The sequence below is a fragment of the Desulfococcus sp. genome (assembly GCF_041737845.1).
GTDB lineage: Bacteria > Desulfobacterota > Desulfobacteria > Desulfobacterales > Desulfococcaceae > Desulfococcus.
The window spans coordinates 35,210-55,021 of record NZ_JBGSQX010000087.1 but is presented as its reverse complement, the minus strand read 5'-3'; the positions used below and the strand labels follow the sequence as shown (position 1 = coordinate 55,021).

At 64.2% G+C, this 19,812-nt stretch carries 16 protein-coding genes and 2 riboswitches; of the genes, 5 read left to right on the top strand and 11 right to left on the bottom strand.

The annotated features are described in order from the left end of the window. Positions 1 to 80: 80 nt before the first annotated feature. Entirely contained in the window at positions 81 to 338 is a 258-nt protein-coding gene (locus ACEW8N_RS09950) for an acyl carrier protein (RefSeq protein WP_373499660.1), read from the top strand. Position 339: 1 nt separating this feature from the next. Further along, positions 340 to 1,317: a quinone oxidoreductase gene (locus tag ACEW8N_RS09945; protein WP_373499659.1), complete on the top strand. Its 978-nt coding sequence runs from the start codon at positions 340 to 342 to the stop codon at positions 1,315 to 1,317. A gap of 15 nt (positions 1,318 to 1,332) precedes the next feature. Here ACEW8N_RS09945 and ACEW8N_RS09940 read toward each other — a convergent pair whose 3' ends face one another. From ACEW8N_RS09940 to thiW, 6 genes are all read right to left on the bottom strand, one after another. Further along, entirely contained in the window at positions 1,333 to 4,041 is a 2,709-nt protein-coding gene (locus ACEW8N_RS09940) for a GNAT family N-acetyltransferase (protein ID WP_373499658.1), read from the bottom strand. A 100-nt stretch (positions 4,042 to 4,141) separates the two neighbouring features. Next, positions 4,142 to 5,842: an acetate--CoA ligase gene (gene acsA, locus ACEW8N_RS09935; RefSeq protein WP_373499657.1), complete on the bottom strand. Its 1,701-nt coding sequence runs from the start codon at positions 5,840 to 5,842 to the stop codon at positions 4,142 to 4,144. Positions 5,843 to 6,127: 285 nt separating this feature from the next. Next, the gene (locus tag ACEW8N_RS09930) at positions 6,128 to 8,665 is read right to left on the bottom strand and encodes a GNAT family N-acetyltransferase (RefSeq protein ID WP_373499656.1); all 2,538 of its coding nucleotides are present in this window, start codon (positions 8,663 to 8,665) and stop codon (positions 6,128 to 6,130) included. 52 nt (positions 8,666 to 8,717) lie between these two features. Then, positions 8,718 to 9,449, bottom strand: a complete 732-nt coding sequence (locus tag ACEW8N_RS09925) for an energy-coupling factor transporter transmembrane protein EcfT (protein WP_373499655.1) — start codon at positions 9,447 to 9,449, stop codon at positions 8,718 to 8,720. Beyond that, positions 9,442 to 10,953, bottom strand: a complete 1,512-nt coding sequence (locus ACEW8N_RS09920; RefSeq protein WP_373499654.1) for an ABC transporter ATP-binding protein — start codon at positions 10,951 to 10,953, stop codon at positions 9,442 to 9,444. Before ACEW8N_RS09920 ends, ACEW8N_RS09925 begins: the two co-directional genes overlap by 8 nt. Beyond that, the gene (gene thiW / locus ACEW8N_RS09915) at positions 10,950 to 11,471 is read right to left on the bottom strand and encodes an energy coupling factor transporter S component ThiW (protein WP_373499653.1); all 522 of its coding nucleotides are present in this window, start codon (positions 11,469 to 11,471) and stop codon (positions 10,950 to 10,952) included. The genes ACEW8N_RS09920 and thiW overlap by 4 nt, the downstream gene beginning before the upstream one ends. 93 nt (positions 11,472 to 11,564) lie before the next feature. Beyond that, positions 11,565 to 11,665: riboswitch (TPP riboswitch) on the bottom strand. A 169-nt stretch (positions 11,666 to 11,834) separates the two neighbouring features. Then, a riboswitch (TPP riboswitch) is annotated at positions 11,835 to 11,941 on the top strand. Positions 11,942 to 11,992: 51 nt separating this feature from the next. Here thiW and ACEW8N_RS09910 point away from each other — a divergent pair. From ACEW8N_RS09910 to ACEW8N_RS09900, 3 genes are all read left to right on the top strand, one after another. Continuing rightward, positions 11,993 to 12,739, top strand: a complete 747-nt coding sequence (locus ACEW8N_RS09910; protein WP_373499652.1) for an ABC transporter ATP-binding protein — start codon at positions 11,993 to 11,995, stop codon at positions 12,737 to 12,739. Further along, on the top strand, positions 12,726 to 13,472 hold the full coding sequence (locus ACEW8N_RS09905; RefSeq protein ID WP_373499651.1) for an ABC transporter permease: 747 nt from the start codon (positions 12,726 to 12,728) through the stop codon (positions 13,470 to 13,472). The genes ACEW8N_RS09910 and ACEW8N_RS09905 overlap by 14 nt, the downstream gene beginning before the upstream one ends. Before the next feature lie 72 nt (positions 13,473 to 13,544). Next, complete coding sequence (locus tag ACEW8N_RS09900; protein ID WP_373499650.1) at positions 13,545 to 14,486, top strand: ABC transporter substrate-binding protein; 942 nt, start codon at positions 13,545 to 13,547, stop codon at positions 14,484 to 14,486. Positions 14,487 to 14,537: 51 nt separating this feature from the next. Here ACEW8N_RS09900 and ACEW8N_RS09895 read toward each other — a convergent pair whose 3' ends face one another. The 5 genes from ACEW8N_RS09895 to ACEW8N_RS09875 all read right to left on the bottom strand — a co-directional run bounded on the left by ACEW8N_RS09895 (position 14,538) and on the right by ACEW8N_RS09875 (position 19,434). Then, complete coding sequence (locus tag ACEW8N_RS09895) at positions 14,538 to 15,518, bottom strand: ABC transporter substrate-binding protein (protein ID WP_373499649.1); 981 nt, start codon at positions 15,516 to 15,518, stop codon at positions 14,538 to 14,540. 50 nt (positions 15,519 to 15,568) lie between these two features. Next, complete coding sequence (locus tag ACEW8N_RS09890) at positions 15,569 to 16,321, bottom strand: ABC transporter permease (protein WP_373499648.1); 753 nt, start codon at positions 16,319 to 16,321, stop codon at positions 15,569 to 15,571. Next, positions 16,311 to 17,003 carry an ATP-binding cassette domain-containing protein gene (locus ACEW8N_RS09885; protein ID WP_373499647.1) on the bottom strand — a complete coding sequence of 231 codons (693 nt, stop codon included), beginning with the start codon at positions 17,001 to 17,003 and terminating at the stop codon, positions 16,311 to 16,313. Before ACEW8N_RS09885 ends, ACEW8N_RS09890 begins: the two co-directional genes overlap by 11 nt. Before the next feature lie 129 nt (positions 17,004 to 17,132). Beyond that, positions 17,133 to 18,293 carry an acetyl-CoA carboxylase biotin carboxylase subunit family protein gene (locus ACEW8N_RS09880; RefSeq protein ID WP_373499646.1) on the bottom strand — a complete coding sequence of 387 codons (1,161 nt, stop codon included), beginning with the start codon at positions 18,291 to 18,293 and terminating at the stop codon, positions 17,133 to 17,135. A 43-nt stretch (positions 18,294 to 18,336) separates the two neighbouring features. Next, positions 18,337 to 19,434, bottom strand: a complete 1,098-nt coding sequence (locus ACEW8N_RS09875) for a class I SAM-dependent methyltransferase (protein WP_373499645.1) — start codon at positions 19,432 to 19,434, stop codon at positions 18,337 to 18,339. Between the last annotated feature and the right edge of the window lie 378 nt (positions 19,435 to 19,812).

Sequence of the window (19,812 nt, the reverse complement as noted above, 5' to 3'; positions counted from 1 at the left end):
AGAGACGTAACCTCTCTTTCTTCAGCCTTCAGTCTAAACCCATAGAGCCTTCTTTCAATATTTCTCAAAAGGAGAACATTATGACGCAAGACGAACTGAAAGAGGTCATCCTCGCGGTTATCCGGGAAATCGCCCCGGAAGCGGACCTGGTCAGACTCGAAGCGAGCGCTAAATTCCGAGACCAGTTCGAGTTCAGCTCCGTGGATTTTTTGAACTTCGCGACCCGGCTCCAGGATCGGCTGGGCATACCCATCCCCGAAACGGATTTTATCCAGCTTGCCACACTTGCCGGATGCCTTTTCTATCTGACCCCGAAATGCATTCAAAAGGAGGGTTGAGATGACCAGGGCGATCGTCATTCATGAAACCGGCGGGCCCGAGGTGATGCGCTGGGAGGAGGTGGATCCGGGCGCTCCCGATGCGGGCGAAGTCCTGCTGCGCCACGAGGCAGTCGGGCTTAATTTCATCGATGTCTACCATCGCACGGGGCTTTATCCCCTTCCCGGGCTCCCTGCGATCATCGGTATGGAAGGGGCCGGCATTGTTGAAGCCCTGGGCGACGGCGTGACCGAGGTCGCCGTCGGGGACAGGGTCGCCTACGCCGGCCCGCCGCCGGGGGCCTATGCCGAAAAGCGCCGGATCCCCGCCCGGCTGCTCATCCGCCTTCCCGAGGCCATCCCCTCCGCAACGGCGGCGGCCATGATGCTCCAGGGCATGACCGCCCGGTATCTCCTCCGGGGGTGCTATCCGGTCAGGGCCGGCGACACCATCCTCATCCATGCGGCCGCGGGGGGCGTGGGGCTCATCGTCTGCCAGTGGGCCAGGCACATCGGCGCCACGGTGATCGGCACTGTCGGATCCGAGGAAAAGGCCCGCCTGGCCAGGGAGAACGGATGCGACCATCCCATTGTCTACGCCACCGGGGATTTCCCTTCGCGGGTCAGGGAGATCACGGGCGGCCGGGGCGTCGACGTCGTTTACGACTCCGTCGGCCGGGCCACCTTCATGAAGTCGCTGGACTGCCTTCGGCCCATGGGGATGATGGTCTCCTTCGGCCAGTCGTCCGGGTCGGTCGCGCCCATCGACCTGTCGATCCTTGCGGCAAAAGGATCCCTGTTTCTGACGCGGCCCAGCCTGATGACCTACACCGCCCGCCGGGAGGACCTCCTGGCCCATGCCGGGGACCTGTTTGATGTGGTCGGCCGGGGGGCGGTTGCCGTCGAGGTCCGCGGGAGGTATCCCCTGGCCGAGGCCGCCCGCGCGCACCAGGACCTGGAGGGGCGCAGGACGACCGGTTCATCAATCCTCATTCCATAACCCGCGCCTGGTTTTTTATCTGCCGGGCAGATCGAGGGTGATGAGCATGACCCCCTGGTCTTCCGGGTCGGGCCTGACCTTGAACCCGAACGCCCGGGCCAGGGCCAGCATGGATCTGTTGTCCCCGAGAACGTCGCCGTAGAGCTGGCGGATGCCGCGCCGCTTGGCATAATCGATGATCCGCCGCATGAGCAGCGGCCCCAGGCCGACTCCCGCCATATCGCCCCGCAGCAGAATGGCGAATTCCGCCCGCTCGTTGTTGGGGTCCGCGCTGATCCGAACCGCCCCGTAAAGCTGCCGCCCGTTCCCCGCGCCCGGCGGATCGGTCAGCACCAGGGCCATCTGGCGGTCATAGTCGATCTGGGTGAGGCGGGCCGCCAGGGTGTGGGAGAGGATCTTCATGTAATGCAGAAAGCGCAGCCGGATTTCCTCCATGGAGAGCTGCCCGAAAAGGTCGTGAAAGGCCGGTTCATCCTCCGGACGGATCGGCCGCAGCATCAGTTCGGGACCGTCCGGAAGGTGTATGGTCTCCTCCAGTTCCTTGGGGTACGGGCGGATGGCCAGACGATCGGTCGGGTCACCCGCGGCGGGCGCCACCCGAATCCGGGCGTCCAGCGCAATCACCCCGTCGCTGTCAGCCAGGAGAGGGTTGATGTCGAGCTCCGAAATCTCCGGGAGGTCGCAGACCATCTGCGAAACCTCCACCAGGGTGAGGGCCAGGGCGTCGAGGTTGGCCGGAGGCGTCCCCCGGTATCCCTGGAGAAGCCTGAAAACGCGCGTCTGGGACATTACCTCCAGGGCCAGGTGCATGTTCAGGGGCGGCAGGGCCAGGGCCTGGTCGTCGATGACTTCCACGGCGGTTCCGCCGTGGCCGAAAAGAATGACCGGACCGAATTGGGCATCCTCGATCATGCCGATGATCAGTTCGCGGGCATGGGGCTTATGGATGAAAGGGTGCAGGGTGAAACCCTCGACGGCCGCATCCGGGAAGGCCTGGCGGATGCGCCCCGCCATTCCAGCGGCCGCCTCGCGCACCCGCTCGGGCGTTTCGAGGTCCAGGACGACGCCGCCGGCATCGGATTTGTGGGGGATGTCCCGGGAAAGGATTTTCAGGACCACGGGCACCCCCATGGCGGCGGCGGCACGCTCGGCTTCCTCCGGGGTTTCAGCCGTCCGGGTCCCGGCGACGGGAATCCCGTAGGCGGCGAGCACCGCTTCGGCCTCGGGCCCCGTGAGCCACTCCCGCCCCTCCGAGAGCGCCTTGGCGATGACGGTTTTCGCCGCCTGCCTGTCGGGCTTGAACTCGTCAGGAACGTTGGGCGGGGTTTCCATCAGCATCTCCTGGCTGTGCCGGTGCCGGACCATCTGCATGAAGGCCCGGACAGCGTCGTCAGGCGTCTCATAGGTCGGGATCCCGTTGTCGGTGAAGAGCTTCCGCGACCCTGCCGCCGGGCCTTCGCCGATCCAGGCGGTCAGAAGGTTCCGGGGCTTTGCGACGTGCTTGGACTTGCGCTTGTAGACATCGATGACCGCCTGGGCCGCCTCGGAGCTTGACGCCACCGCCGTGGGACAGTTGATCACCAGGACGGCGTCGGTGCTGGGATCGTCCAGGAGGACCTCCAGGGAGGCGGCATACCGCTCTCCGGCGGCATCGCCTACGATGTCCACGGGATTGCCGTGGGACCAGGTCGGCGGAAGGATCTCGCTCAGGCGGGCCAGGGTCCCCTCGGCCAGCGGGGCGAGCCGCCCTTTTTTGCTGATCAGGGTGTCGGTGGCCATCACGCCCGCCCCCCCGCCGTTGGTGAGGATGGCCAGCCGGTCGCCCTGCACCGACTGGGTGACGGAAAGGGTGCCGACGGCGTCGAAAAGGGCCTGCATGTCGCTCACCCGCAGCATCCCCGCCCTCCGGAATGCGGCGTCATAGACCCTGTCGGACCCGGCCAGTGCCCCGGTATGGGACGCAGCGGCGCGCGCCGCCTCGGCGTAGCGGCCGGCCTTGACCACGATGACCGGTTTCATCCGGGCCGCGGCCCGCGCCGCCGACATGAACTTCCGGGCGTGGGTGACGGCCTCGATATAGAGCAGGATGGCCCGGGTCCGGTTGTCGCCCGCGAGGTAGTCGAGCATGTCCCCGAAGTCGACGTCCGCCATGTCTCCCAGGGAGACGAAATGGGAAAATCCGATGCGCCGGTGGGTGGCCCAGTCCAGGACGGAGGCGATCACGGCGCCGGACTGGGCCACGAAGGCGAGCCGCCCGGGCAGGGCGTGGATGTGGGCGAAGCTGGCGTTGAGAAACGCGCCGGGGGCCAGGACGCCCAGGCAGTTGGGGCCGATGATCCGAAGGAGATACGGTTTTGCCGCGTCCAGCATGGCCTGATGGAGCTCCCGGCCGTTTTCGCTCCGCCCCTCGATGAATCCGGCGCTGATGACCACGGCCGCCCGCGTGCCTTTTTCACCCAACTGCCCGATGATCTTCGGGACGGTTTCGGGCGGCGTTACAATTACCGCGAGGTCGGGCACTGCGGGAATGCTCGGGATGTCGGGATAGGCCACCACGCCGGCAACCATCCCGTATTTCGGGTTCACCGGAAAGATGTTCCCTTCGAACCCGGCGCCGAGAACGTTCCGCGTCACCACGCTCCCCAGGGTTCCCGGGGTTTCGCTGGCCCCGATCAGGGCGATGGAAGCCGGTCTGAACAGTTTTTCGAGGTTTCGAATCGTCATGGAATGCTCCTTTTTTTAGAGGCTGAAGGCTGAAGGGAAGAATCCTTACCGTCTTGCCTTCGCCCTCAGCCTTCAGCCTCTACCCTTCAGTCTCCAGCCTTCAGCCTTCTTCCAAAGTCGATATATCTCCCGGGGGCTCCCCCAGTTCGCGCGCCTTCAGGAGACGCCGCATGACCTTTCCCGCACGGTTCTTGGGAATGACGTCCGTGAATTCGATCTCCCTGGGCGCGATGGCCGCGCCCAGGCTTTTCCTGGTGAATGCGATCAGCTCGCGGCGGGCGTCATCGTCTGGGCGAATGCCCGGTTTCGTCACCACGAAGGCCTTGACCACCTCCCCCATCATGGGGTCGGGCTTGCCGATCACCCCGGCGTCGGCCACCATGGGATGGGACAGGAGCAGGCATTCCACCTCGAAGGGGCCGACCATCTGACCCGATGTCTTGATGATGTCGTCGCCTCTTCCCACAAACCAGAAATACCCGTCGGCATCTCGCCGCGCCAGGTCCCCGCTCAGGTACCATCCGCCCGAGAAGCACCGCGCGTAGCGCTCGGGCTCGCCAAGGTACCCCCGGAACATGGACGGCCATCCGGCAGCGAGCCCCAGCTCTCCCACGGTATCGGGTTCTTCGATCACGGCGACCGTCCCGGGTCCCGTCCTCCGGAGAATCACCGCGGTCACGCCGGAGATGGGCTTTCCCATGGAACCCGGCCGGACGGGCATGGAAGGCCTGTTGGCGATCATGATGCCGCCGGTTTCCGTCTGCCACCAGGTATCGCTGATGGTTCGCCCCAGGACCTCCCGGCCCCACCGGACGGCGTCGGGCGGCAGCGGTTCGCCCACGCTCAGGATATGCCTGAGGCGGCCTGCATCCTGCCGGCGGACCTCTTCGGGAGAGAGGCGCATCAGCCGCCGGATGGCCGAGGGCGATGTATACCAGACCGTCACGCCCTGGGAGGCCAGGATGTGAAGCCATCGGGCAGCGTCGAAGGGGCCGGCGTCAATGACGCTGGTGACGCCCATGATGAGGGGCGTAATGATGCCGTAAATGGTGCCGGTCACCCATCCGGGGTCGGCGGTGCACCAGAAAACGTCTTCTGCCACGAGGCCCAGGATATCGGCCCCCGTGGCATAATGAACCACGGCTGAACCGTGGACATGGATCGCGCCCTTGGGCATGCCGGTGGTCCCGCTGGTGAAATGGAGCAAGGCCCAGTCCTCGGGGTCGGTCGGCCGGATGGCATAGTCGTCGGAAGCGCTTTCCATGAGCTGCTGCCAGGAGAGGGCGCCGTCGGCGGCATCGTCGGTCAGGATGACGTGCCTCAGGCCGGAAAGCCTGGGCATCAGGGGGGAGATCTTCTGCCGGAACAGCCGGCCCGTGGTCAGAAGGACGCGCGCATCCCCGCGGATCAGCCGCTGGCAGATGGGCTCCGGCCCGAATGCCGAAAAGAGCGGACAGAATACGGCGCCATGCTTGAGGGTGCCGATGGCCGCGATGTAGAGTTCGGGAATCCGGTCCGCGCAGACAAAGACGCGCTCCCCTTTTTCAACCCCCAGGGCGGAGAGGACGCCCGCAAACCGGTTGCTGAGGCGCTTCAGCATCCCGTAGGAGATGTCGCGGATCTCCCCGGCTTCGCCTATCCAGCGAAAGGCCGTGCGGTCCCGGAGCGCCCCTGCGGCATGCCGGTCCACGGCTTCGTGGGCGATATTGAGGCCGGCGCCGGAAGGCAGCCCCGAGAGTTTCCCCCGCACGGCGTCCCATGAGAAGCCTGCGCCGGTTCCTTGAGTGTGGTTCACAGCCATGTCTCCCCCTGAGGTAATCTGTTCGGCGTCCGGAAATATAGGGCAGCAATCCTCGTGCCAGGGTGCCGTCCGCCCCCCTGCCCGCGGCGGTGTGCCGGGTTTACGCAGGTCCGCGCACCCTGGGCTGTCGGGGACGGGCAGGCGTTCCGGAAACGGAGGCGGTTGCGGCGTCGGCGTTTTTTACACGCTGTAAAGCGGCCGGGTCGATCAGAAGGATCGGCTGCGCTGATGGGCTGCGTTTCGCTTCATTCGTCCTTTAGAAATCGGGGGAAGAGATCGGGCGCCCTACCCGCCGGAGAGGGGCAGCCTTACGACCACCGCTCCCAGGTCATCCCGGCTGAGTTCCGCCCGGAATCCCAGGGACCGGCTCAGCGCCAGCATCGGCTTGTTGTCCATCAGCACATCCCCGTAGATTTCAGCGACCCCGCGCCGCCGACAGTATTCGATGATCCGCCGCATGAGCAGGGAGCCCAGCCCCATGCCCGTCATGTCGCTTCGGACCATGATGGCGAACTCCGCGGCTTCGTTGTCCGGGTCCATATCGACGTGCACCACCCCGTAGATCTGGGGTTTCGCCTCGTGGGGAGGGATGTCCGAGAGCACGAAAGCCATCTGGCGATCGTAGTCGATCTGGGTGAGGCGCGCCGCCAGCGAGTGGGAAATGAGCTTCATGTACCTGAAAAACCGGAGGCGGACCTCTTCCAGCGAGAGGCTGGCGAAAAGGTCGCAGAACGCCGGCTCGTCCTCGGGTCTGATGGGGCGGATCAGTAATCTTCCGCCGCCTTTCACCTCGATGATATCCTCCAGCTCCTTGGGGTAAGGCCGGATCGCGAGGCGTTCTTCCGGTGAACGGGTCGACGGCGAGACCTGGATGACGGCGTCCAGGGCGGTGACACCGGTTGCATTGACCAGAAGCGGATTGATGACGAGTGCCCGGATCTCGGCCGTGTCGCAGATCAACTGGGAGACCTTGACCAGGGCCAGGGCGACGGCGTCGAGATCGACCGGCGGGGTGTCTCCGTATCCCTTGAGGAGCCTGAGGATGCGGGTCCTGGCCATGACCTCTCCCGCCAGGTGCAGGTTGAGCGGCGGCAGGGCCAGAGCCTGGTCGGCGATCACGTCGACGGCCTTTCCGCCGTGTCCGAACCGGATCACCGGACCGAACTGCGGGTCTTCCGTCATGCCGATCATGAGTTTGTAGGTGTGGGGCGGAGGGATCCACTGCAGCCCCTCCCCTTTCGCGCCGACGGCCCCCCCTGTTTCCGGCGTCGGGATCCCATAGGCCCGGAGCACCGCGAGGGCCTCGGGTGTCGTCAGCCGGTCACGGCCCCGGGCGAGAACGCGGCCGATGATCTTCCGGGCGGCATGGTCGCTCGGCGTGAAGACATCCGGAATGTTGGGCGGCGTTTCCATGAGCATCTCCTGATTGCGGCGGTAGCGGACCATCCGCATGAATGCCCGTATGGCCTCGTCCGGCGTTTCATAGGCAGGGATCGCGTGGTCGATGAAGAGCCGCCTGTGGCCTTCGGACGCGCCCTGTCCAATCCAGCTCGTCAGCAGGGTGCTGGGCAGGGCATAGGGGTTTCGCCTGGCGCTGTGGACGTCGATCACCGCCCGGGCCGAATCGGTGCTGGAAACAACGGCGTGGGGGCAGTTGAGGACCAGAACGGCATCGGCGCCGGGATCGCCCAGGAGGATGTCCAGGGCGGCCCCGTATCGGTCTGGCCCGGCGTCTTCGCCGATGTCCACGGGGTTCCGGAGCGACCGGACGGCCGGGAGCATTTCGCGGAGCCGGGCCACGGTTTCGTCGCTGAACTCGGCCAGCCGTCCGTTTTGATCGATCAGGCTGTCCGCGGCAAGGACCCCGGCGCCGCGGCTGTTCGTGAGGATGCCCAGCCGGTCTCCGGCCACCGTTTGAAGGGCGGCCAGAGTCGCCGCGGCATCGAAGAGCGCCTGGGTATTGCTCACCCGCAGCATTCCGGCCCGGCGGAAGGCGGCGTCGTAGACCGCATCGGATCCCGGCCCCGGCATCGTGACGCCGTGGAAAGCGCCTCCCCGCGTCCGGTCATGGTGCCTGCCGGCTTTGAAAACGATGACCGGCTTCATTCGGGAAGCGGCGCGGGCCGCGGACATGAATTTCCGGACATGGGTGACGGTCTCGATATAGAGCAGAATGGCCCGGGTGTGATGGTCGTTGGCGAGGTAGTCGAGCATGTCCCCGAAGTCGACGTCCGCCATGTCCCCCAAGGAGATGAAATGGGAAAATCCGATGCGGTGGTGGGTGGCCCAGTCCAGGACGGAAATGATCATGCTGTCGGCCTGACCGACGAAGGCGAGCCATCCGGGCAGGGCCTGGATATGGGCGCAGCCGGCGTTGAGAAAAGCCACCGGCGCCATGATCCCCAGGGAATTGGGACCGATAATCCGGAGGGTGTGGGGTTTCGCCGCATCCCGCATCTCCTGCCGGAGCCTGCGCCATCTCCGGGGGCCGATTTCGGGAAACCCCGGAGTCATGACGACGGCGGCCCGGGTGCCGGCTTCCCCCAGTTCCCGGAGGATCCGGGGAACGGTTTCCGGCGGTTTCAGGATCACCGCGAGGTCCGGCGCTCCGGGAAGGGCAGCGATATCCGGAAAAACCAGGACGCCGGGCACCCGGGCGGCTTCCTCGGCCGACATGTCGCCGACAAGGAAAATGTCCCCCTCATACCCTGCGCCGGTGACGTTCCGGGTCACCACGCTTCCGATCGTCCCGGGCGTCACGCCGGTGCCGATGAGGGCGATGGATGACGGTTTGAACATCCCACCGAGATGTCGGATCGTCATGGCTTCCTCCTCTGTGGACGCCGGGCGGCTTTGTCTATGTTTCAGCCGGGAATCATGAACCCCACGGAAATATCATAAGCACGATTTTCCCGAAAGATGCCCCGGCGGGCCAGAAAAACGGCAGCAGGCTGTATTGGATCATGGCCAGCGCGCCAAGAGACGCCCCGGACGCCGCGAGAACAGCCCAGTCAACCAGGGTAAGGCGGTACGCCGCGAGAAAACTGCGTCCGGGCCTCCCGAAGCCCCTGGCCTCCATGGCCTCCGCCAGCTCTTCCGCGAGTTGAAAGGACTGGAGGAGCAAGGGGATGAAAAACGCAGGGTAATGCTTGAGGGCCGACCACCCCGGCTCCACGGGGATCCCCCGCGACCGCTGGGCGTCCAGCACGTCGCGGGCCTTGCGGCCGATGACCGGGACGAACTGAAGGGCCGTGCTCATAACGAACGCCGCCGGGTACGGAAGACCGGCCTTGACCAGCGCGTTTCCCAGGTCTTCGGGGACGGTGGCCGAAAAAAAGATGAACGCCGCCGTCGTCAGGGTCAGAAGCTTTGCACCGGCCAGAATGCCGGCATCCGCCGTCACCGACCACGCGGTCACTCCGCCGAAGAAGAGGGCCATGGGCACCACCAGCGCAAGCCAGCGGACATAGGCCCTGAAAAACCCGAGGGCCGCGATCATCGCCAGGAGAAGCCCCAGCTCCGCCGCGACCAGGAAAAGGGGGTCGGATATCCCCACGAATGCCGCGGCCAGCAGGGTGGTGATCAGCTTGGTCCGGGGATCAAGCACGGTCCCCCTCCCCCGCGGTGCCGCCCCCGGAACGGCGGAGCACACCGGCGGAAACGATCCGTCCGTCCTTCAGCATGAGCCACCGGGAGGCGTATTTTGCTGCGAAGGAGAGGTCGTGGGTCACCAGGACCACGGTCTGGCCCCTTTCCCTCAGGGCGGTGAGAAAGCCGCCGAGTGCGTTTTTAAAATGCCAGTCCTGGCCGGAGGTCGGTTCGTCCAGGACCAATACCTTCGGCCTGGCCGAAAGGGCCGCCGCAAAGGCCACCCGCTTTTTTTCGCCGCAGCTCAGGCGGTAGGGGGGCCGCGCCGCCAGGGGCTCCAGCCTGAACATCCGCACCAGCTCATGGATCCATTCGGGGTCGAAACAGTTCATGGCCCGGGCCGCCACGGTGATCTCGTCCCAGACGGTCAGCTTGAAGAACTGGCCCGCGGGGTTTTGAAAGGCCATGCCCACATGGCGGGCCGTCCGGGAGACCTTCTCCCCGCGGATATCCCTCCCCTCCAGCAGCACGCGACCCGACGTCGGCCGGAGAAGGCCGTTGAAATGCTTGAGGAGGGTGGTCTTTCCCGCGCCGTTGGGGCCGACGACGGCGACGCACTCCCCCCTGCGGATGGAGAAACTGACGTTGTCGAGAATCCTTCGCCCGTCCCGTTCGAAGGATACATTCTCCAGGGCGACCAGGGGCGGATCGGCTCCGAGGCCGGTCTCGAAACCGGGTTCAGGGCCGGCCGGAAAGGCGTCCCAGCGCGGCGTTCCGGGTTCGGGGGGATCAAGCCCGCAGGCACCCATATCCTCCCGGAGCACCGCCTCCGGCGGACCCTCCAGGACCTTCCGGCCGCCCTCCATGACGATCATCCGGTCGGCGTCGGCAGCCGTGTGCGCAAGCCGGTGCTCGCAGACCAGGATCCCCGTGCCCCTGCCCCACAGCCTCGAAAGCGTTTTGCGAAGCCGCCGGGCGTTCTCCCCATCGAGATTGGCATAGGGCTCATCCAGGACGATCATTTTCGGCCGGAGGGCGGCAATGGCCGAAAGCGAGACCATCTGCTGCTCGCCCCCCGAGAGCCGGTGCGGGGATCGGTCGAGGAGATGGGCGATCTCCATCTCCTGAGCGATTGCGTCGATCCGGCGCCGGATATCCTGCCGCGGAAGCCCCAGGCTCTCGAGGCCGAAGGCGATCTCCCGGAGCACCGTCCGGTTGAAGAGCTGGGCCTCGGGGTTCTGGAAGACCACCCCCACCTGGTCGAAGAGGTCCCCCACGGACCGCTCCAGGGTTGAGACGCCGCCCACCCGGACCTCTCCCTCGAACCGGCCGCCGTGGAAATGGGGGATCAAGCCGTTCAGTGTCCTGGCCAGGGTCGATTTGCCCGAGCCGCTGGCACCGGCGACGAGGAGATATCCGCCGGGAGGGACCGTGAGGTCGATGCCGTTCAGGACCCAGGGTCCGGCGTCACGGTAGGCGTATCGGACCCCGCGCACGTCGATGAAAGGGGCTTCACCCGTCATGGCCCGAGCTTGATGATGTCGGCGCGGGAGAGCAGCTTCACGGCCAGGACGCCCAGGATGGATCCCGCGACGGTGCTGCCCAGAAACGACGGGACCAGCGCCAGAAGCGGAATGGCCTTGCCCATGAGAAACGGGGCCACGAGCAGCGCGCTCACCACCGGCGCAATCAGCCCGGTGCCGACGATCTCTCCGGCCGCGCCCAGGTAGAGATTCCGGGTTTTGAGGTAGACGATCCCCGCCAGAAACGCGCCGATCATCCCCCCGGGAAAGGCCAGGAGGGTCCCCACGCCCATCATGTTGCGGATGAGCCCGATGACCAGGGCGATCAAAACGGCCCATCCCGGCCCCAGGATCACGGCGGCCAGGATGTTCACGAAATGCTGGGTCGGGTTGATCCTCGCGATGCCCAGCGGAATGGATGTATAGGGCGCGAGCGCCACGCCCAGGGCGACGAAGACCACCGCGTAGGCGGTTTTGCGCGTGTCCGTTTGGTAAAACGCCGAATTTTTGGATGGCATGACGAAAGCCTCCCCTTGCCGTTCTGAACCGGTGATGTCTGTCTGGGTATGCCGTGGCGGGAGCCGGAGAGATATCTGAACAAGACAAAAGGAGGATTCCGTCTCCGATTTCCCTACGACAGTGCGAACTGTATCAGGTTCAAAGGGTATTATCTCAGTTCCGGCGGCATGCCGGAACACCCCCAGTCGGATATGGGTCGATTCTTACCAGCGCCCGCCGCTGAAAGCAAGTTTTTTTGGGAGGTTCGGCGGTGATGGCCCCCGCGGCCCGTCCGGTGACGGCGCGGCGGACGCGCCCGCGAAACGCCTTTTCGGCGGCAAAGAGTGTTTGACAAGCCTCCGGGGATGACATAAAGTTCACCACCTGAACACTGGGGGAGCCGCTGTTCCGGCTGAGAGGAGGCCCCCGGCCTCGACCCCTCGAACCTGATCCGGATCATGCCGGCGTAGGAAAGTGGAACCTGCCTTGAAGCCCCCGTCTTTCCATGCTCCGGCGGATCCGCATGCCGCAGGAGCCGTCCATGCTTGCCATCTCACACCTGTCCAAACGGTTTGACGATCTTACGGTCCTGGAGGGATTCGATCTGACGGTCCCCCGCGGGGGGGTTACGGTCCTGATCGGCCCCTCTGGCTGCGGCAAAACGACCCTTTTCGATCTCCTCACGGGCGTGGTGCCCCCGGATTCGGGCACCCTGTCGTGGATGGGGGATCCCCTTCCCCATCTGGGGGCGGTCGGCGCCTACATGCCGCAGAAGGACCTTCTCCTGCCCTGGTGTTCGCTGATGGACAACGCCCTCCTGCCCTCCAGAATCGCGGGAGCGGACCCGGGCGCCTCCCGGAGGCGGGCCGGGGCGTTCTTTCGCCGGATGGGGCTTGAGGGGTTCGAGGCCTACCTGCCCGGTGAGATATCGGGCGGGATGCGACAGCGGTGCGCCCTGGTCCGGACCCTCATGTCCGAGCGCGAGCTGGTGCTGCTGGACGAGCCCCTCTCCGCCCTGGACGCCATCACGCGGCGCAGCCTCCACGGCCTCCTTCTTGCGCTTCAGCGGGAGTTCGCAAAAACCCTGGTCATGATCACCCACGACATCGAGGAGGGCCTGCTTCTGGCCGACGAGCTCCTGGTCCTCTCGAAGATGCCCATGAAGATCCTCCAGCGCCACAGTCTCGAAACCCCGAAACCCCGTCGACCCGACGATCCCGGGCTCATCCGATCCAAAACGGCGGTGTTGGCGCGCCTGGACCTGGAGTTGAGCCATGAGACGCTGTAATCCCGCGCCCTTGGGTCTCATCGCCGCCTTCCTGCTGGGATGGGAGGCGGCATGCCGGTACCTGGGCGTCCCCGACTTCATTCTTCCGCCGCCGTCCGCCATTTTCAGGGTGGCCGTCGACAAGGCCCCCCTTCTCCTGGCCCACGCCGGCGCAACCTTCCTGGAGATCCTCCTGGGGATCCTGCTCTCGGTGCTCGTGGCCGTACCGACAGCGGTGGCCATGTTCTTTCACCGGACCGTCGAAAGGTCCCTGACGCCGCTGCTGGTGGCCTCCCAGGCCGTCCCCGTGTTCGCCGTGGCCCCGCTTCTGGTGGTCTGGTTCGGGTACGGCATCGCTTCCAAGGTGCTGATGGCCGCCGTCATCATCTTTTTCCCGATCACGGTGAGCCTTCTGGACGGCTTCAAGAACTGCGACCGGGAATATCGGATCCTTTTCCGGCTCATGGGTGCCGGCTTCTGGCAGACGCTCCGGATGCTCCACTGGCCTTTTGCCCTGCCCGGTTTTTTCACCGGTCTCAAGGTCGGGGTTTCCGTGGCCACCATCGGCGCCGTCATCGGCGAATGGGTCGGGGCCCAGCAGGGGCTGGGCTACCTGATGATCCAGGCCAACGCCCGGCTCCAGGTTGACCTGGTCTTCGCTGCCATCCTCTACCTGTCCGCCATGGGGCTGGGATTGCGGCTGATCGTGGATGTCATCGAACGGCGGGTGATCCGGTGGAAGGAACCGACATGACAAACCTGGACTCCGGATTTTTTGGAAGAAGCGCTCAATACCATCCCAACGAAAAAAGATGAGGAGGCATGGATGAAAAAAAAATGGATCAAATGGCTCGCCGCCGCCGTTCTGCTGATTTCTCCTGCGGCGTCCGCCTCGGAGACGATCACCCTGATGCTCGACTGGTTCCCGAATGTGGACCATCTGCCGGTTTATGTGGCCCGCCACCGCGGGCTGTTCGAGAAGGCGGGGCTGGACGTCCGGATCGTGAGCCCTTCCGAGACCTCGGACGCCCTGAAACTGGCAGCTTCCGGAAACGTGGATATCGCGGTCTCCTATACGCCCCAGACCGTGATCGCCGCCGCCCGCGGCCTGGACGTCGCCGCCGTGGGGCGGCTCATCGCGCATCCGCTCACGACGATCCTCTTTCTCAGGGGAAAGGGGATCGAGACCCCGGCGGATCTCTCCGGCAGGCGCATCGGCTACACGGTCCCGGGCCTCATGGACGTGATGCTCGAAGCCTTTGCCGCCATAAACGGGGTCCGCGATCATACGCCGGTGAATGTGGGGTTCGCCATCGTCCAGTCGCTTGCGGCCGGCAAGGTCGACGCCGTCATGGGGCCGTTCAAGACCTATGAAACGGTCGAGATGCGCCATCGGGGATACGATGTCGGCTATTTCGAGCTGGAGAAGCACGGCATCCCGGATTACGACGAGCTGATCTTTGTCTGCAGCCGGAAGACCCTGGATCTGAAGGGCGAAAAGGTTGCGGCATTCGTCCGCGCGGTGGATGCGGCCATCTCTCAGATGCGGGCCGACCCGGAAAAGGCGTTCCAGGAGTATCTCAAGGAGGTCCCCGAGGCGGATCCCAAGACGGAATCCGAGGCCTTCCGCCTCACCCTGCCCTATTTCGCAGCCGGCCAGGCCCACGACCCGAAGCGGTGGCAGGCCTTTGCGGATTTCGCCCTCGCGCACAAGTTGATCGCACGTCCGGTGGACGCGGCCCGGCTGCTCCACACCGTGGGTCCGTAGGGGCAACCCCCCGTGGTTGCCCGGTGCGGGGACAGGGGCCTGCCCCTGCGGTCATTCCCGGGGGGCCAATACCCTGTCCACGGATACGGGCGCCGGGATCAGCTTCTGTTCGAGCATGATCGCCTCGGTCTGTTTCCATGCCTCGACATCGATTCCGCCCACGGCTCCGGTCTGCGGGTGAAGGATCATGCCTCGGGTGATGTCGAGCTGCTCCCGCCGGATGTCCGGGGCGGTTTCCTTGTCGTATCCTTCGAGGGTCGCAAGGGCCTTACCGGCGTTTTTCGGGTCGAGGGCGTCCCGCCACGCCGCAAGCAGCGCCCGGGTGAACCGTTTCACCTGGTCCGGATTGTCCCGGATCATCCGCTCGGAGGTCACGACGGAGTTTGCCACAAAATTGACCCCGAAATCCGACGGGTTCAGGAAGGACACGGCCTCGCCGCCTTCCCGCAGCTTTTTCGTCAGGATGGGGCCCTGGGCGTTGCGGTAGACCGGCCAGAGATCGGTTTTGCCGGTGTAGAACGGGGTGAAGTCATACCGGACGCTGAAAAAGGAGACCTCGTTTTCCGTGAGATTGGCCTTTGCGAGGAGGGTTTTCATGATGGTTTCATCGTTGCCGCCGTAAGTGATTCCGATCACGCGGCCCCTGAGGTCCGACAGGGCGTGGATGGGAGGCTTTTCCGACCGGTAGATCCACTGGAGGGGATTGATATTGAAAATCTGGGCCAGGACCGCGACCCGCGCGCCCTTGGACAGTGCCCGGATGACCTGGTCCGCAGAGGCGACCCCGAACTGGGCGTAGCCCAGCTCCAGCTCCCGGATGGCGTCCCGCTCGGGGCCGCCGGCCTTGACGGCGACCGAAAGTCCCTCGGCACTGAAATACCCGTGGGCGTCGGCATAGACATCCCCCACGACGCTCGTGTTGAAGAGCCATTTGAGGCGGTAATTGAGCTGCTCCGCGAGCCCGGTCGACCGCAGGGGGCCGGCGACCCCCAGCATGCTCAACACCACAAGTATCATCGCTTTCCGGATCATGGTTTTCCTCCTGGGTTTCCGTCCCGGGCGCTTCTCCCCGGGATCCGTCGTCATACGCCGCCCGCCCACCGGCGCTTCACCCGAAGGCCGGCCCATTCCAGCATCCCCTGGTAAACGGAGAGGGTGATGCCGATGACAAACAGGGCGACCAGCACCTTGGCGAGGTCGCTCTGGTAGAGTGCGATGCGGATGGTGTAGCCGATGCCGGCGTTGGCGGCGATGAACTCCGCCACGATGGTGCCCGCCATGGCCAGGGTGGCGCTGCCGGCGATGACCGTCGTCAGCTTGTGCAGGTTTTCGAAGGCGCGGATCTTGACCTCGAGCTGCCAGCGCATCCTCCCGGTGACCCGGTAGAAATGTTCGATATCGTCGATGGGCTCCGACATGATCCCCATGACCGAGAGCAGGAGCGGGAAATAGCAGATCATGGCGGCGATGAGGAGGCGGGAAACGAACCCGTCGCCCAGAAGGATGAAGATGATGGGGGCGATGGCTACGATGGGGTAGGCCTGGATGTTGTAGGCCGCCACCTTCACGAAGGAGCCGAACCAGGTCGCCTGGCGGCCCAGGATCCCCACCGCGAAGGCCAGGCAGACCGAGGTCACCTGGCCGATGACGGCGACGCCCAGGGTGCTCAGGACGCTCATCAAAAAGCGACGGAATTCCTGGACAAAGACATGCCAGATGCTCACGGGGCCCGGAATGACGTAGTCGGAAAGGTTCAGGAGGAGCTTGAGGGTCAGCAGAAACAGGATGCCCAGGCAATAGATGATCAGGAACTGATAAATCCGCCTAAACAGCATTCATGATCTCCAGCATGGTCCGCTCGAAGGCCGGCGTGCCGATGGCCCTTCCCCGGGTCAGGTCCTGCCCCCGGACGATTGTCGAGGCGGGCTGTTTTTCGAGCCCGCGAAACACCAGGATATCCCTGCAGAATTTGGACACCTCGACCACATTATGGGATATATAGATAAAATAGGTTTCGGGAAACATGTCTTTCATCTTGAGGATGATCCGCTCCCGCGTCAGCTCGTCGACGTTGGCCAGGCTTTCATCGAGGATAAGGAGTTGAAAATCCTGGAGCAGGTAGCGGATGAGGTTGACGCGGTTTTTCTGGCCGAGGGAGAGCTGGGAAAAGCGCTGGTCCAGACAGGCTTCGATGCCGAAGGCCGGGAGGAGCTCCGCCATCCGGCCGTGACGGATCTCGGGAACGATCTTTTCGAGGTGGCGTCCCACCGTCGACCATCCCGGCAGCCTTTCGAGGTTGTAGGAATAGGCCAGGCGGTCGATGCCGTCCAGGGTCACCTCGCCGCCATGGCCCGCCAGGTCCCCCGAAAGGATCTTGGCGAAGGAGGTTTTGCCGACGCCGGACGGGCCGAACAGGGCGTTGAAACCCGGCTGCGCCATCTCGAAGGAGAGGTCCCTGAACACGAAGGTTTCGGCGCCGGGATACCGGTAGCTGATATTGCGGCATGAAATGCCCATGATCGATCTGCGTCCCCTCTGGTGTCTCGCGCCGGAACCCTGACCGCCTGGTGCGGCTGTCGTCAGCTTGGGATAATGCCACAACACGGTTTCGAAATCCACCTCAAAGCATGGCCTTTCGTCCGCCGCTCATGACTTCTCATGTATAAAGCGCGCAGCATCCCGGACATTCTCAAGGTCGACCGCGTTGACCAGATATCCGTAGTTGCCGATGGCGGCGCTGAAGATGCTGTCGATCGGTCCGTGGAAGACGATCATGTAGCCGAAGTGCTGCATGATGTCCCGATGGGACCGGATGTAGTTCTTGTTCACTTTTCTGCCGATGTAAGCGCAGTGATAGGGCCGCGAATAGGTCAGCCCGGGCGGCTGGTGCATCATGACCTTCGCCCATGCGGCATAGATGTCGATGTTGTTGGCAAAATCGAACATGTCCGTCGTGAGGCCGCCGGGCGGCCGGGCGTTCAGCTCCAGAGCGACGAGGCGTCCGCCGGGGGTCCTGAAAAACTCGATATGAAAAAACCGCTCCCGGATATCGAAGGCTGCGACGGTGTTTTTGCCGGCATCCTCCAGGTCCTCCGGGATCTCCCGAAGCGAATAATAGAAGATGTCCCGGTCTTCGTTCACGGTTTCCATGATGCCCTGGCTGAAGACGTGGGCGGTGTGAAAAACAATAACGCCGTTCCGGTCGGTCAGGCCGTCGAAGGAGCAGATCTCCCCCTCGATGAACTCCTCCATGATATACCGCGCCGCGGGCTTCCGGTCGAAAAAAGCGTCGAGGTCCGCCTCGGTTTCGATGCGAAAAGTATCCGCGGCCCCCACCCCGCGGTCGGGCTTGAAGACGACGGGATAGCCGACCTCCTCGATGAAGCGGACGGCCTCCTCGCGGCTTTTGACGATCTTTCCCCGGGCCACGTCCACGCCCGCGTTCCGAAAATGCTTTTTCATTTCGGATTTCAGGACCAGGCGGGATATCTGGTGAATCTTGGGGCCGTTCATGTTGAAATCGGTCCGGAGCTTCGCTTCGGTCTCGATCCAGTATTCGTTGTTGGATTCCGCGCGGTCGAGCTTGCCGTAGATGTGGGTGAAATACCCGCAGGCTTTGAGAAGCTGGTCGTAGTCCGCCATGTCGTCCACCCGGTAGTATTCGGTCAGCCCCTCCTTCAATTCGTGCCCGATCTGATCGTAGGCGGCATCGCCGATGCCCAGTACGTTCGCCCCCATCTTTTTCAGGTGGACGCAGAAAAGATAGTAATTCGGGGGGAAATGGGGGGATAGGTAAACGATGTTCATCCTTGCATCCTTTCGGAAGGTGTATGGGCGGCGCCGTCCGCCGCTATTTTCGGCAGAAGTAGTGGATGTTGAAAGGGTCGTGGGGCATCTCGACCACCTCGACGGCGTCGAAGCCGGCCCGGGAGAGGAGCGCCACGGCCTTCTCCCTGCCCCACATCATGCCCAAACCGGCGCCGTTGTCCGCCAGCCCCACCGGCATGCAGTGCATGAGGCTCACGGTGTAGAGGAACGGCCCCATGGGGTGGGCCATATTGTCCTGGTGGGCGGACCCCGCGTCGATGTCGATCATGGAGAAGCAGCCGCCCGGCGGCAGCATGCGCCGGACGCTTTTCAGGGCGGCCAGGGGCTCCCGCTGGTCGTGGATGGCGTCAAAGGCGGTGATGTAGTCGAAGGCGTTTTCGAATTCGTCCCCGTTTCCGAGGGCCGCGGCGTCCCGGACGAGGAAACGGGCGTTGTCAAGGCCTGCCTCAGCAGCCGCGCTCTCGGCGATCCGGATCACCTCGGGGTCCATGTCGATGCCGGTGAACCGGCTGGCGGGGAAGGCCGCCGCCATGAGGGTGAGCGCGACGCCCTCCCCGCACCCAAGGTCGCACACCCGGATGCCCTTTTGGAGGCGGGCCGCCATCCGGCCGCCGTCCACCGTGGGGAGGAAAAGGTCGATCAGCACCTGCCGGTGCTTGGCGTTGGCCAGCTCCGTCATGAACGCCTGAAATTTCGGATAGTCGGCATAGGGCACCCCCTCGCCTGTCCGGAATCCGTCCAGGACCTTCTCCATGGCGCAGAGAGTCAGGAGGGGGATCTCCTGGGCGTAGACCCCCAGGTTGCCGCTGCCCGCGCGGCGGGTTAGAATATCGGCGTGAGATCGGGGCAGAAGATATTCGGCGGTGCCGTCCTCGCGGGTGGTGAGGGTGACGATGCCGCCGGTGCACATGACGCCCAGCCACTCCTCCACATAGCGCCGGTTCATCCCCGCCTCCCGGGCGACGGCCTCGGCGGTCTGCGGCGCGCTGCATGCGTCCATGGCGTCGAAGAGCCCCGTGCGGTAGCCGATGCCCACGGCGAGGTTCAGGGCGCCGTAATTGAGAATGTCGATCATTTTTCGTGAAAAATCCTCCGGTGCGGTCGATTCCTGCTCGGGCATGCCTGATTCCTTTGTCCAAAATTCTGATTCAAGGGGGAAAACATCCTGAAAACCGTTCACGGCCACATAAAATTAAGTCACCCCCCGGAAGAATCAATACAAACCATCGGATATTTCCCGAATTGAAGGCCCGCGGCGCCGGGAGGTCGGCCGATGCCCGCAGGTCCGGGCATAATCACCGATTTTCGCGGAAGTTTCAAATATAAAAGCCTGTGCACATTGAAGCGGTAAATATTAATATAAAATCAAATTGTTATATTTTCAGCAGCCACACAATCGCTCATATTCCTTATGTTGTTTGACGGTTTGATTGCTCTTTCCCTGAAGTTTAAATTTTTTGCCATCAGCTTGCCGCCGTCCACAACAAAATCAGGTATC